At 52.5% G+C, this 13513-nt stretch carries 11 protein-coding genes and 3 pseudogenes; 2 read left to right on the top strand and 12 right to left on the bottom strand.

Annotated features, from left to right (window positions below):
* Nucleotides 1-136 precede the first annotated feature (136 nt).
* The 4 genes and pseudogenes from POR16_RS17090 to POR16_RS26635 all read right to left on the bottom strand — a co-directional run.
* Complete coding sequence (locus POR16_RS17090) at nucleotides 137-337, bottom strand: hypothetical protein (protein ID WP_042932390.1); 201 nt, start codon at nucleotides 335-337, stop codon at nucleotides 137-139.
* Between the two features lie 234 nt (nucleotides 338-571).
* The gene (locus POR16_RS17085) at nucleotides 572-1759 is read right to left on the bottom strand and encodes a phenylacetate--CoA ligase family protein (RefSeq protein ID WP_005892018.1); all 1188 of its coding nucleotides are present in this window, start codon (nucleotides 1757-1759) and stop codon (nucleotides 572-574) included.
* An 80-nt stretch (nucleotides 1760-1839) separates the two neighbouring features.
* Nucleotides 1840-3216, bottom strand: a complete 1377-nt coding sequence (locus tag POR16_RS17080; protein WP_005892020.1) for an MATE family efflux transporter — start codon at nucleotides 3214-3216, stop codon at nucleotides 1840-1842.
* 303 nt (nucleotides 3217-3519) lie between these two features.
* Nucleotides 3520-3699, bottom strand: a pseudogene (locus POR16_RS26635) (SOS response-associated peptidase); the annotation flags it as partial.
* Between the two features lie 144 nt (nucleotides 3700-3843).
* Between POR16_RS26635 and POR16_RS27270 the strand changes: the two are divergent.
* Entirely contained in the window at nucleotides 3844-4116 is a 273-nt protein-coding gene (locus tag POR16_RS27270; protein ID WP_474707168.1) for an STM2901 family protein, read from the top strand.
* Between the two features lie 293 nt (nucleotides 4117-4409).
* Here the strand turns inward: POR16_RS27270 and xopG are convergent, their stop codons facing one another.
* A complete protein-coding gene (gene xopG / locus POR16_RS17075) occupies nucleotides 4410-5048 on the bottom strand; it encodes a XopG/HopH/AvrPtoH family type III secretion system effector (RefSeq protein ID WP_024689564.1) in 639 nt (212 codons plus the stop codon).
* A 760-nt stretch (nucleotides 5049-5808) separates the two neighbouring features.
* Between xopG and POR16_RS17065 the strand changes: the two genes are divergently transcribed.
* The gene (locus tag POR16_RS17065) at nucleotides 5809-6291 is read left to right on the top strand and encodes a hypothetical protein (RefSeq protein ID WP_122381184.1); all 483 of its coding nucleotides are present in this window, start codon (nucleotides 5809-5811) and stop codon (nucleotides 6289-6291) included.
* 816 nt (nucleotides 6292-7107) lie between these two features.
* On the opposite strand, the gene POR16_RS17055 is transcribed toward POR16_RS17065, so the two are convergent.
* From POR16_RS17055 to POR16_RS17025, 7 genes and pseudogenes are all read right to left on the bottom strand, one after another.
* Nucleotides 7108-7356, bottom strand: a complete 249-nt coding sequence (locus POR16_RS17055) for a hypothetical protein (RefSeq protein ID WP_005892027.1) — start codon at nucleotides 7354-7356, stop codon at nucleotides 7108-7110.
* A 90-nt stretch (nucleotides 7357-7446) separates the two neighbouring features.
* Nucleotides 7447-7710: pseudogene (locus tag POR16_RS17050) on the bottom strand (DEAD/DEAH box helicase family protein); the annotation flags it as partial.
* Nucleotides 7711-7795: 85 nt separating this feature from the next.
* Nucleotides 7796-9298 carry a glycine betaine/L-proline transporter ProP gene (proP, locus tag POR16_RS17045; protein WP_005892032.1) on the bottom strand — a complete coding sequence of 501 codons (1503 nt, stop codon included), beginning with the start codon at nucleotides 9296-9298 and terminating at the stop codon, nucleotides 7796-7798.
* A gap of 116 nt (nucleotides 9299-9414) precedes the next feature.
* Nucleotides 9415-9645, bottom strand: a pseudogene (locus tag POR16_RS17040) (hypothetical protein); the annotation flags it as partial.
* A 321-nt stretch (nucleotides 9646-9966) separates the two neighbouring features.
* Nucleotides 9967-11292, bottom strand: a complete 1326-nt coding sequence (locus tag POR16_RS17035) for an aminotransferase class V-fold PLP-dependent enzyme (RefSeq protein WP_005892036.1) — start codon at nucleotides 11290-11292, stop codon at nucleotides 9967-9969.
* A gap of 39 nt (nucleotides 11293-11331) precedes the next feature.
* Nucleotides 11332-12228, bottom strand: a complete 897-nt coding sequence (locus tag POR16_RS17030) for an EamA family transporter (RefSeq protein WP_005892038.1) — start codon at nucleotides 12226-12228, stop codon at nucleotides 11332-11334.
* 25 nt (nucleotides 12229-12253) lie between these two features.
* On the bottom strand, nucleotides 12254-13483 hold the full coding sequence (locus POR16_RS17025; protein ID WP_005892040.1) for an ATP-grasp domain-containing protein: 1230 nt from the start codon (nucleotides 13481-13483) through the stop codon (nucleotides 12254-12256).
* Nucleotides 13484-13513 lie beyond the last annotated feature (30 nt).

Raw genomic sequence — 13513 nt, 5'->3', positions numbered from 1 at the left:
GAGTGAAGACACTGCTTGTTGGTCACTCTGTCATGTCTGTCAGCTGAGCCGGTGACGGAGCATCTTCTTTCTCCAGCTGCCCTCGATGTGTAGGGGTTTAAATGCCTACACACGAGCCTTTGCCGTCTTATCCTCCTTACCGTGTGCTAAGTTTAAATCCCCGCGCATAAACAAGATTGAACGTGTCTATCGCATGCAGTATTTCTTCGTCAGGTAGGCTGGCGGAAACTGTCAGTACCGGTTTGTCATCCGCATCTCGCACTGTAGCAGTATGGGGACTCGACTCCCGATCAATCTGAATATCATTGGGGGCTACGAGATAAATAAAGTTTTTCATGTGCGTCTTCCGTGATTGCTGGTGGAGTTTGGAAATTGAACAGTTTCGCTACGAGAAAGGCGATTCTCTATCATCGATACTTTCGCGTCGAAGATCCAAAAGCGTGTAAATATTAGCCTGTTCGTTTCAGTTTCGTGGACTCTGACCTCTGGCGCTCCCGAATCCTCTAAAAAACTGCACCGACACCGCCAAAGGCCCCGTCAGTGCAGCTACTCACTCGTTCACATCAGCCATTCAGTTTCGGCGGTCGATGATGTAGAGCATTTTGCCTCGCTCCGAGACCGCGTAGTCTCTGGCATCCTTGCGCAGGACCGACACGCTGCCTTGGTCTTTCTGATACGCCTCGTTGATGTCGGGGATATCGGCGATGGCTGTTTCGATTCTGGCGCGTTCGTCTTCATCGACTTCAGAGGCCTCAACGAAAATGGTCACCAGTTCCTTGCGCTCTTCGGTCACTGACAAGTGGACCTGAATTTCAAGGGAGCGGCCCAGTGTCTGTTTGATAGCATGCTGAATGATGCCTAGACCGATGAGGTTGCCCATGAAGTTGAAGCTCATGTCCTCCCGCTGGATGTCTGTCAGGTAGAGTTTGTCGCCTTTCATCGAAAGGGTTGCGGTGTCTCCTAGGCGATACCTCAGCAGCGGCGTGAAGTTCTCTCGGGTCAGCGAGGTGATGAGGATGCTGTCGCCTTCTTTTTCGATGAAATACTTGTCGGACAGAAACTCATATTCAGTGTGGCACGGGCTGTTGGTGAAACCCAGAATGCCGCCCTCGGAACTGCCATACACACCGACAATGGAGACCTGTTCGCCAAAGGCTTCCCTGATGATTTTCTTCTGAAAGGTTTTCAGGCCTTCGCCATTGAAGACGATCTTTTCGATGTCGATGTGCACGCCGTGCTGTTGCATGGCGTTGATGAACTGCAAGATGGTCGATGGTACGCCTAGCAGTACGTTGAGCTTGATCGAGTTGAGTGCCTCGAAGTGACTCTTGGTCAGCAGGGTGATGTCGCCCACCGACGCCACATGAGCACCACAGTTACCGGCCATCATGGTAGTGATGTTGTTCAGGGCAGAAAACAGATTGATGGTGAACAGGTTGGCGCAGCGATCACCAGGTTGAATGAAGCCGTTGCTGCGAAAGACGTTGGAGCGGGAGCTGTCTTCATCGACTTCGCAGTCGTAGTAGTAATAACAGCGTTTAAGGTTGCCGCTGGTTCCACTGGTAAAGCCGATCAGGCAGTTTCGCTCATTGCGTTTTAAACAGCGTTCAGTCTGTGCCGCGAAGCCGTCCTTGTCCATGATCGGTACGTGGGTTCTGAAGTCCTGATAAGTGAATCCTTCAAAATCGTTGTTCTGGTGGATTTTAGCGGCAGTGCTGGAAATTCTGCTCCATTCCTTTTCCATATCGTAGGCAGTCATGCGAGTCCTCTATAGTCCGTTTTTTGATTTCCTGGACATCCTGCCCACCTGACGACAGCAAAGGGTGGGCAAAACGTGGACTATGAGTTACTCCGGTGTAGGGATCGGTTCCCTATTGAATGGATCTCGATGTCCAACATCTTTTTCATGAGCAGATGCGCGAGCCAGCAGGCACAAAAGGCCACTATGGTGTTACCCAGCAACTGCCCGAGCATTACCCCGACGCTGCCAAATTTATGTGCCCCATACCACACAAACGGCATGGTTCCCAGGCTGGCGCGCAGCCAGCCGAACAGTGTGACGTAAGCCGGTCGCCCCATACTGAGGAAGACTGAGGTGGCAATGAATTGCAGCCCGATGAGCGTCCAGAGGGCGCCGCCCCATCGGCAGAACGCGAAGAACACGACCTGGCCTTCACCGGCGATATGAAACAAGCTGGCTAATGGCTCAGCGAGCAGAATGAGTAACAGCGAGGTCACTGAGCCGTAGCCGATCAACAACCCGTATGTCATCTTTATGGCTTGCGATACGCGAGCAGTGTTCATTGCGCCCAGGTTTTGGCCCAATATAGGGATCAGCGCACCGGGCAAGGCGAACACGACACAAAAAGCAACCTGAATGACCCTGTCGATCACCCCGATAGTCGCCAGCGCCTGAGACCCGAACGGCGCCATCGCAGCTATTACGTAGGCCATGCCCACTGGAGTCGCCAGGTTGCCAGTCACCGCTGGCAAGGCGGTTCGTCCGATATTTCTGATGTCACCTGACAGGTTCTTCAGGCTGACCCGACAGGTCAAATGGGCGACTCGGTGAACGTAGTAAAACCCCAGACAGGCCGATACCAGGCTCGATATCAGGTAGGCGATGCCGGCACCCACCAGGCCTAAATCGAACACCACAATAAGCAGCGGATCTGCGATGGCAACGGCGGCCGTCGCCGTCAGCAGGGTCCACATCGCCTGTTTGCCGAAGCCTGCACTGCGCAGGATCTGCACGCATAGCTGCTCGACAGCGACCAGCACCGAAGCCGGAAGGGTTAGCCACAGATATTCACGCGCCGCGGTAAAACTGTCGCCCTCTCCGCCTAACATGCTGATGGCCTGGTCGAGAACTATTAGCTCAAGCGCAGCGCCACAAACGGTAGCCATGCTGGCAAGCAGCACACCACTACTGGCGAGGCGTCTGGCTTGATCCGGCAGGCCGCTGCCGAGGCTTCTCGAAACGATTGTCGAGACCGCCACGGCGATGCCAAGGATCATCGAAATGAGGAAGAACATCAGGGTTTTGGCTATAGCGAACGCAGCCAGCAAGCTGTCGTCACGCAGCATCGCAATGTAAACCACGGTCAACACTTCGATTAGAAAGATCGACAGCAGGCTGGTCGCACTGGTGCTGGTCATGAACACAAGATGCCGTAACAACGACCCAGAGGTGAAGGCTGCTTTGTTAACCGCCATTGATTCTTATCTTCTCACTGATCTCAGAAGAGCACGGCATTGCATCACTGAAGCTCTGTATGAAAAGTGGCTGAGCTCCGTGATGATGCATTAAAACAAGCTCAGAACACTCATTTACAATCCGTAGAAACCGCTTCCTCGCCTTTTTTGCCTTGCATGAACCACACCCCCGTACTTTTGGTACGCGGTTTAATATGTGGTCATCAGGGCTTGTGGGTTCCGAAGAAAGATTTAAAGCTGGCTGATATGTCGCTCAAGAAGCTCCACGCTGATTGCGAGCACGGCCGTTTTCGATTGCAAGCCGCTACAGGTAAGCCCCTCTGTAGGTGCTTGAGAATCGTGGTCCTCTGCGCGTTCGTCTGAACGGCGTAGGAATGGGCCTATGTAGCCAGGCCACAGATCGAGTCTGCCTTGTTCAAACGGTGCTACGCCGAACGCCTCGGCTACCTTGTGCGGTGACGGTGCTTCGTAATGGCTGCACATAGAGCCTCACTGGATCATGTAGGTGTTCTAGTGTGAGACGCCGCCCTGCCGCGCCGTTTCATTTAATCGACTGGTTAGAGTTTCAGGGAGCAGCGATAAGAACTTGCACTTAAGACCAGTGCCTGTCCGCAACCCTCTTGCAGCCTGGCAGGTACGATAAAAAAACAGTTTTATAAAACCGTTTCCGCAGACGTTATGTCGATCCCTAAACCTCAGATTATGGCGTCACCACTTTTTTCAGGGCTTAGGGCTCCATCAATAGTAGGCTGGCGTCCCTCGCACATTCGCAGAACGCCGAGCATCGCTGCTTTCATAGCTCGCGCGATCCCTGTCGCAGGCTGGGCGTATACGGCGGCTGAGTTAGGACTGATAGTCTACAAGACAGTTGCAACTTATAACTCCATTGTGAGCAACTAAGATCAGGTTTTCTAGCAATGAACGAACCCCTTGATTACAAAATACTGGATGGCATTGTCTTCTGCAACACACCGCTAAGAGTGGGTATGTTGTGTCTAACCTTAAAGTCAGGACGTTGGGATACACAAGCATTTGAACAAGCCAAATTTAGCGATGTTCCACTCATTGCCGCTCTCAAAGGACGATAGTCAGTGGCACTTGGCCAATTCGAAAGGTATAAGCCGAAACTTTTGAAAATTTCGGCTTACCCTTTTTAATTAACTGCTTACTATCAGACTATTTTTAGATTGTATTTACCAATTTCCAGAACGTGCATAGGTTCGCCGCAAGGGTAAGCCATGCTCTTGTCGGATGGAGTTCTCGCTGGGCTCCCCTGAGTTTGCATATTTGCCAAGCCCTACTGCTCTTAACTCTTCCTTGCCAGACGGTGTGGAAGCGGATGATGCAGACCTGGTCACTTCACCACCATATTTGAGAGTGCCAGCCAAGTGATGCTTAGCGTGAATGAGCTCATGAGCAAGTGCAACATACGCAATCTCGGGGTTGGCACCTTCCACCGGAACACCTTGCTCATTAAGGTTGGGCTCCGCGGTATGCTTACTCCAAGGGATTTCAGAAGCAACGCCCCGTTTACTAAAAGCGCTGCTTCCGCTTGCATTTTTTATCAACGCTTTATCAAATGTCTTCTGATCTGGATTACTTCCTAAGTTCTCCCACTGTGCTGGAGTCAGCCTGGGTTTAGCAACAATCGCTTGTCCTGGGCCTGCTTCGACTATAGTCACTTTTTTATCATGATCGGATAATGCCTCAACCTCTTGAAGAAGACGTCTGCCACTCGGACGCTCGTCAATTTTTTGAAGGGCTTCAGTAACCTCGTGGCGAAAGTTAGGAGAAGTGTGCGCGCCGATACCAATGCTTGGATAACGCTCCATCTTCATTTCCTCTCTATGCAATTGTTGATGACTTCAGTTGATTTCTTGCGTCCTCGACTGTCGTTTTTAGTGCTTCACGGATGGGTTCACTACGAAACCACATCAGGCGGTGAGTGGCTCCATTCAAAAAGAAATTCCACTTGCGATACTAAATTAAAATTAACTTGAATCCATTTTTCCGCTGCTTTATTTTATTTAAAATACACGGCTTTAAAGTTATAAATGGGTTCAACCTCTACTGCCGAGACTTAAAAAATTCAATGGTTTAATCTGATGGATCTCTGCCAAACATTTTTGCCAACGGAGCGTGAGATTGCAGGCATCAATTTCTACACAGCTGGGATTTCCAGCAGAATAGCCTAGGCCATTCGCAGTTGATCTGCCCAAAGCCACGCTTGTCGCAGGCCATTGCAGGTAGTATTGCAGGACAGCACGTACAGCTAAAGAGCAGCCATGAAAGCAGGGATAGCAGTAACAATTGCATTCGGGGTCTTTGTTAAGTGGATGCCAAACTCAGATACCGGTAAAGACAAAAGACCAGACAGATACAAGTTTTCGCGGGGGGAGGGGCGATAATCGAGTAGTTCGGGAATGCCCATCTGCGCAGAACCTCGTGCAGCCTGGTCGGCTGGATAAAAACCACCGTCTGATGGACTCCCAAATCATCGATTTTTCAGTCGCATTATTGTGATTTTCCCTAGGATTAATTCATTTTCGATTAGATTTCTTCGTCACTGACCGTCAAATTTCAGAGGCCGTTATGCAAACCTATATACCCTGTTCAAAAAATCCTCCTACCGTTGGTACAGTTCTGCTGACTTCCTATGGCTCATTCGCGCACGAAAACGAGATACCTAAATCTTGTGCTGCCGACGCTTTAAGAATAGGCAAAGAGCTCGCTGATGGTTTCGATGGCGAGGCTCATCATCTAGGCGCTCTGATGATGATGATTTCTGACTTTCCAGCAGAGCCGCTGCTGAAAGCATCTGCTGCCAAGAAAGGTTCTTTACTAGGAATTACTTCGCTTGGCTACCTATTATCCTATGGATCTACTGGTGAAAAAGCGAAGCGAATCATCGAAGCAGGTTGTGGTATTTTTCTCGTCAGATTGAGTGGTGATATTGAAAACCCTAAAGCAAAAATTGAAGTTTTTAGCTCTTGGTCTCAGTACCAGAAGTTTCTTGAGCCCATTTTGAAGACCGGTGACTTTTATCCAGTGAAAACGTCGTCTTTTTCCGAATAACAGCTCTTGAGTGCTGGGTTGGAATCCGGCAAAAAAACGTCGCCGTTACAGGTTTTGAAAAGGGAATCATTGCCGTTCGGTGCGCAACCGTCGCAGGCCGGGCAGCCATGAAACGGCGAGCCATCAACCTATACTCTCAGCACCAGTGCAAGCTTGTATTGGTCGCTGGCTTCGGTCTGCACGCACGCCTCAAGCGTTGCCCTTAAGCCCTCATGCTGCTTGGTCGGTTTGATAAAGCCACCGTCTGACGGTCGTGCTCTGGTTGCTGCCCGAGTCACCCGAAACGCATGAAGAACTGCTGCCTGACGACAATCCGCTCGACGAACCACTTCCCGAACCTGAAGATGTGGTCATACCGGATCGGACTGTGCTTTTGGAAAGGTAAAATGTGTTCAGCAAATAGACAGAGTTTGTATTTGCAACAAAATATTTCTTAGTTAGCTTTCAATACGGTCCACCTAGCCCCTGTCGCAATACTGCTCAGCGTAGCGATGCGACATTAATTATCCAGGCGCTTTTTTGGCCTGTCTAATAGGAGAGCAAAAATGAAAATTGTTAACGGCGGGCCTGGTGGAAACGGGGGAGCCGGTGGGGCTGGAAGCGGCGGTGCGGCTGGCGGTGCAGGCGGAAACGGCGGTGATGGGGGTGACGGCTAAGATTGAAGGCTCTTATCAGACTTGTCAGTTCGATGGTTTGTCTGAGTAGATACCGAGCAGGTGAGAATGAGGGCAAGGAGGAGTGCAGTAGTAGCAACCCTCCTTATCAGCCAGTCTGTCAGTTGATCAGAGCATAACGCTTTTCAACGAGGTACAGACTTCAGTTTGAACGAGCGTTGGTTCTGATCATCATCTGCAGAATCATACACACTGCACTGACAAAAAATGCGGAAAAAATGAGCGGCCCGAACTCTTGAACCAAGCGCAGTTGGTCGAAGTTCGGGTCCTGCATCAGAGAAACCATGGAAAGCAGGACGTAACCAACGATGAGCAGAAAGCCGCATCCGTTACCAACTTTAGAGATTCTGAGCAGTACAGGTTCCAGATTTGAAACAATCGATTTGAGCATGAAGAGCTCCCACGGCAGCTTGACCTATAGGCTTGATGGCGAAGATTAAAGCAATCGTAGCTGCTTTGCAGCAGTGGGTTCTTTGAGTCAGTGCGCCTTATCAATGACCATTACCGCGAAACGGTTTGCGTGCATGACAAAATCGCCCAGTCGCTCGTAGTTGACGATGATCCAGCCAGCGTTCGCATCAACGGTTTGCATGGCAATCTGAGCCTGAGGGAACACCATCAGGATCTCACGCTGCCAGTTTATGATCAGGCTGTTGAGTACAATTACCAGAACCGGTTTACCTTGGGCACGTATACCAGCGGCAATCACCGCCTGGCGTGTTTTGTCCAGCCCCATGTCGTCGGCAGGCATGAAGAGGCGATCAGGCGAAGGTCCGTTTTGCGGACCAGAAGTGCTAGATCGCCAACTTTTTCAAGCAGGTACTTGCTTATCAATCGATCCGTGGATGCTGTTGCACCAGTGCTTCACGCTTGGCTTGCAGTTCGGCTATCTGCGTGTCGAGGTCTTCGATCTTGTGTTCGATGTTATCGTGGTGCTCTTTCAGCAGCTCACGAGCTTCTTCCATGTCGGAAGCAGCGGGCGCCGCACCGCGTAGGGGCTTGTTGGCGGTTTCCTTCATGGTGATGGCGGTCACGAAACCAACGACGGCTATGACCATGAGGTAATAGGCCGGCATGTACAGGTTATTGGTGGTTTCCACCAGCCAGGCCACCGCTGTCGGTGTTAGACCAGCGAGCAATACCGAGACGTTGAAGGCACTGGCCAGCGCGCTGTAACGGATGTGCGTGGGAAACATGGCCGGCAAGGTCGAGGCCATCACTCCGATGAAAAAATTCAACAGCACCGCGATCATCAACAGGCCGGCGAAGATCAGGCCGATTTTGCCACTGTTAATCAACATGAAGGCTGGAATGGCCAGCAGGAATAGGCCAATGCTGCCCACAAGAATGAAAGGCCGGCGCCCGACCTTGTCACTAAGGAAGCCGATCAGCGGCTGCACGAACAGCATGCCGACCATGATTGCGACAATGATCAGCACACCGCGGTTTTCACTGTAGTGCAGGTTATGCGTCAGGTAGCTCGGCATGTAAGTGAGCAGCATGTAATAGGTGACGTTAGTAACCGCAACGACGCCAATACAGGTCAGCAAACTGCGCCAGTGCTTGGTTGCGACCTCCTTGAACGACACCTTTGGCCCATCGGAAAGACCTTCACGGTCGCCCTGTTCGAGCTTGTCCATGTGCTGCTGGAACGCCGGGGTTTCTTCCAGGTGGTGACGCAGGTACAGGCCGATCATGCCCAGCGGCAATGCCAGGAAGAACGGCAGGCGCCAGCCCCACTCGAGAAACCTCTCTTCGCCGACGATCGAGGAAATCATCACAACTACACCTGCGCCGAGCACGAAGCCAGCGATCGAGCCGAAGTCAAGCCAACTTCCAAGAAAGCCTCGCTTGCGGTCCGGCGCGTACTCAGCGACGAAGATCGAGGCACCGGTATATTCGCCGCCCACTGAGAAACCCTGAGCCATCTTTGCCAACAGCAGCAGAATAGGTGCCCATATACCGATGGTCGCGTAAGAGGGGATCAACCCAATGGCGAAGGTGCTGAGCGACATGATGACAATGGTCGCCGCGAGAATCTTTTGCCGACCGTATTTATCGCCCAATGCGCCAAAGAACAACCCACCCAGCGGGCGGATCAAGAAAGGAACGGAAAAAGTGGCCAGGGCAGCGATCATCTGCACGTTAGGGGACGCGTTGGGAAAGAACACCTTACCCAGAGCGTAGGCGACGAATCCGTACACGCCGAAATCGAACCACTCCATGGCATTACCGAGCGCCGCAGCCGTGATCGCCTTGCGCACCTTGACGTCGTCAACGATAGTGATGTCGCTCAATCCAATCGGACTGACTTTTTCTTTACGTGGTTTCATACCATTACTCTATAACAAATCATTTGGTGAGGAAGGCGACTTTAAATACAGTTGTCAGACAGGACACTTGTGGATCAGATACCTATGGTACGCAAATAATTCAATGCTGAAAGATTTCACCTTACGAACAGCTGTGCCGGACCGTCGCCCCGGTGTAGTGGTGATCTGATCCCGGACACGACGTTAAGATTTTTTCCGTCCTGAGCGGGCGGCAGTCCATCATTGAGCTGGTATGGCCGAATCCAGTTGTAACGATGCATCAGATCATGACTGATACCCCGCTGAGCCTCTTGGGCCGCCATGTAGTCTACGGTCGGTATCCACTCAGTTTTCAAGCTGCGCAATACCATCCGACGCGCAGACAGACCCATAGCCACCGCCAGGTAATGCCATTTTTCTTTTAACCAATTGGTCTTAGGTTCGAAGCCCACACGACCCACCATTTCCAAAATCTGGAAGGCCCATAAAAATGCGGATTTGCAGGTTTTTTTGCGTTGCGGATTGTGATTTGCCGGATAGCTGCCTTGAGCTTCCGTAAATGGCTTGAAGGTCGAGCACCAAAGCTGAGGCTTTTGAATATGCGCGCTTATCGATTGAGTGGCCGACGAGACAGCCGCTGCACTTGCATGTTTCAAGTGTCAGAGGCTGCACGAGTTAAGAGCTGGGCGTCATGTGAAAGTGCGCATGACCTTGAGAGTCTTTTCGATGTCCTCAGGCGTATTGATAATCCCGGCGGAGAAACGCACTGTTGAATGACGGTAGGGAGTAGCGCTGGCGATGATCTTCTGTGCTTTCAACTTCGCCACCACATCTCTGGGCGTCCAGCCTTTGACGTCGCAGCACACGATTCCAGCCGAAAATTGCGCGGAGCGTGGAGTGTGCAGATGCACATTCGGCAGTTTTTCCAGACCTTCCTTCAGTTGCCCGTTAAGTTCGGAAACACGATCGGCAATACGTTTGCGGCCGACCTTTCTGGCAAACTCGAACGCTTCGATCACTCCCCATTGGTTCTCAAATGCCAGAAAGCCGCCGGGGCTTACCCATGCTGCTTGAGTTTCTCCTTGCGGTTCGCGCTCTTGCCGCCAGGCATTTGCAGGCTCGGCTGCCATGATCGTGGGGATGGTCGGCGTGATTTGTGCCCACTGACCTTCGCGGCCCCAGACCAGCCCCGTTCCGTGTGGGCCGAGCATCCACTTGTGCGTGCCGGCACTGAAGAAGTCGCAACCCAGGCTGGCGACCTGCGCCTCGGAGCAGCCAAAGCCATGGACGCCGTCGATCACATAGATGATCCGGTCGGCTTCGGAGCGATCACGATTGATCCGTGTGACGATTAGGCCTATTTCCTTGACCGGTAAGCGCACGCCTGTGCCAGAGTGCACCCAGGTCATGGCGAGTATGCGAGTTGAGGGTCGGATAGCGGCTTCGATGCGAGCGATGATGGCATCGATACTAACGTCCTCGGGGCCTTGGTAAAGGTCGATGCGCCTGATGCTTCCACCCCATTTAAGCACTGCCAGACGCATTGCCTCGTCGTGGGTGTACCACTCGTGGCTGGTCGTCAGGATTTCCTGGTCAGCTGTCAGTTTCAGACCGTTGTAGATCATCGCCAGCCCCTGCGTGGTACTGGTGGTCAATGCGATGTCCTCGGCGCGTCCCCCAGTGTAGTTTGCCGCTGCTGCACAGACCTTGCGCCAGACCATGTCTTCTGGCTTGGCGAACATATTGTCTTCCAGGTAGGTGTAGGGGTTTTCGTCGAAGGCTTTTCGATGATGGGCCATTGCGTCGCGCACGGCCTTGGGGTTGGAGGCCAGAAAGAAGTTCGAAATGTGCACGAACTCCGATGACAGGTTGAACTGCGCACGCACCGATGCCCAGTTGTCTGGATCAAGCGCCATCACCGCTTTATCCTGTTCAGAAGGCTGTGCCGCTTTCGCACTTGCCACGCCTGCAAACATGCTGCCTGCTATCAGGGTTGCTCCAACAGTGGCACCCATAAAATCGCGTCTTCCCAAACTCATATTATTCCCTGCCGGTCATATTGGCGTGCGCGCAGAACGCGCGAATACAGCATTGAAAATACGCTGCCCATACAGGCCGACGGCCAGGCCAAGCACAATCAGCACTATTGCCAGTACTTTGCTGATCGGTACGCTTTCGTTGAATAAAACGACCGACCCGAGCATGCCGAAGATCGGTACCAGCAACGAGAGGGGGGCAACGGTCGAAACCGGGTAGGTTTTGAGCAGTGAGTTCCAGATCCAGTAGGCGAACAGCGTATTGGGATAAACCTGAAACACGATCGACAGTAAGGCAGTTGTGTCTACCTGATTGACGAAAGCGGCATAACCAGCACTGCCATTGACAGCATAATCGAGAGCAAATAGAGGGATAGGCGCGAAGGCACTGGACCACACCAGAAAGCCGAATACATCCTTGGTGCTGGCCTTTTTATTGATGATATTGGCAATGCTCCAAGATACCGCGCCAACCAGTACCAGTAGCACACCAGGCAGGCTTACTGAGCCATCGCTGATCCCGATGATGCACAAGAGTCCGGCAAGCGCGATCAACATCCCCAGCACCTGAAAACGGGTCAACGCCTCCTTGAATACCCAGCCGCCGAGCAGTATGGTGAAAAATGCGCTGAATTGCAGAACCAGCGAGGCGATACCCGCCGACAGGCCCGCCTTGATGCCAAGATTGACCATCCCCCACAGGCCAATGCCGAATACCAGGCCATAACCGATTATGTAGCGCCATGGCACGTCCGGTTTACGGATGAAAAAGATTGCCGGTAACGCACAGAGACTGAAGCGGATACCCGCGAGAATGAAAGGGTCGACGGTGGCCAGTCCCAGTTTGATTACTGAGAAATTCACGCCCCAGATTGCTGTTATCAGTACAGCCAACACTACGTGCAGTGGTTTCATGGTTGAGTTGCCTTGATGAGAGAGATCACGCGACGGATGTCAGGTCTTGGGTGAGGTTCACCCGCGAAAACAGTGTTCGCATCCAGTCGCGGGTCTTCTGTGGGCGAGCGGTCTTGACGATGCCAGCTAGTGGCACCTCGAAAGCTGAATACGTGACGTGATCGGGCAGTAGCGCACCCATAGGAAGCTCGTTCCACTGCACGACATATGGGCTCGTGCGCAGTTCATCCGCGCCGTCCAGGCCTTGGAATGTTCTTTGCGGGTGGGCATGGCCGGGGAAAACAAACCAGCCGAAGCCCAGGTCCGGTTGTTGCCCGATCAAAGACGGGATGTCCAGTTCGCCTTCAATGTGAATTCGCAGTTCTGCTGACGGCAAGTGTATGCCGGTGGCCAGCTCATAGGTCGCGACGACGTCTGCACCACCGACCCGGTTGCCCACTTCAAGGAATACCGGCTCATCGGCATCCATGATCGCTTCCAGATGGAACGCGCCGTTGTAGATCTGCACCGCTTGCAGTGCTTCACTGACCCAGTCCTGCATCTGTGTTGTGGTCTCCAGATGCCAGGAACCAAGCGGAGCTCCGCGCTCCATGTAGTCCAGGCACGTTCCAACATATTCACTGGATATCAGAGTGATTATCTGACCTCTCAACACCAGGCCGTCAAAATGCCGGATGGGGCCTGCGATATATTCCTCGACCTGAAAGTCTTCGATGCGCAGCGACAGGCCGCTGATTTTGCGCCTTATTTCATCGAAGGCATGTGACGGTTGCTGGTAAATACTCACATCGGCGCTTGATGCGCCGCTGTGTGGCTTAAGTACGGTTGCTCCGGGCCACGGCACATGCCCTTGCAGTTCGAGGTAGCGGTCAAGTGCCATGAAACGCGGCACTCGCAAATATCGCGCCTGGACAGCCGTCTTCATTTCCAGCTTGTTGCGTGACAGCGTCACGGCTGTCAGGGAAGCCCCTTCGACATCAAGCATTTCACGCAGGCGTGCAGCGTCAAGCAGCTCATACTCGGACATCGAAATGATTCGTTCAAAGCGTTGGGGAAAGCGTGTCAGCCAATCCAGCACTTCCTCGCAGGCGCTGGTCAAACCAGGTCGAACGACACGTTCACAGCGCAACGTCGCTGGCAGTGTATTTATCGCCGACTGTGTTCCCAGGTAAGTAACATCATGCTGTTGATGGTCGACGCCACGGTGATATTCGATACGCGTATAAGGAACGCGGTGAAGGATAAGAATTTTCATGCCAATGGTCTCGATGCTTTAGAGAATCGA

The sequence above is a fragment of the Pseudomonas coronafaciens pv. oryzae str. 1_6 genome (assembly GCF_000156995.2).
Lineage (GTDB): Bacteria > Pseudomonadota > Gammaproteobacteria > Pseudomonadales > Pseudomonadaceae > Aquipseudomonas > Aquipseudomonas tremae.
Note: the sequence above shows the minus strand (reverse complement) of the source record. Positions and strands in the feature narration are given on the sequence as shown.

Coding starts and splice junctions, on each gene's coding strand:
- POR16_RS17085 (WP_005892018.1), bottom strand. CDS start 1,759: ATGACTGCCTACGATATGGAAAAGGAATGGAGCAGAATTTCCAGCACT.
- POR16_RS17090 (WP_042932390.1), bottom strand. CDS start 337: ATGAAAAACTTTATTTATCTCGTAGCCCCCAATGATATTCAGATTGAT.
- POR16_RS17080 (WP_005892020.1), bottom strand. CDS start 3,216: ATGGCGGTTAACAAAGCAGCCTTCACCTCTGGGTCGTTGTTACGGCAT.
- proP (WP_005892032.1), bottom strand. CDS start 9,298: ATGAAACCACGTAAAGAAAAAGTCAGTCCGATTGGATTGAGCGACATC.
- POR16_RS17055 (WP_005892027.1), bottom strand. CDS start 7,356: ATGCTCAAATCGATTGTTTCAAATCTGGAACCTGTACTGCTCAGAATC.
- POR16_RS17030 (WP_005892038.1), bottom strand. CDS start 12,228: ATGAAACCACTGCACGTAGTGTTGGCTGTACTGATAACAGCAATCTGG.
- POR16_RS17025 (WP_005892040.1), bottom strand. CDS start 13,483: ATGAAAATTCTTATCCTTCACCGCGTTCCTTATACGCGTATCGAATAT.
- xopG (WP_024689564.1), bottom strand. CDS start 5,048: ATGGAGCGTTATCCAAGCATTGGTATCGGCGCGCACACTTCTCCTAAC.
- POR16_RS17035 (WP_005892036.1), bottom strand. CDS start 11,292: ATGGGTGCCACTGTTGGAGCAACCCTGATAGCAGGCAGCATGTTTGCA.
- POR16_RS17065 (WP_122381184.1), top strand. CDS start 5,809: ATGCAAACCTATATACCCTGTTCAAAAAATCCTCCTACCGTTGGTACA.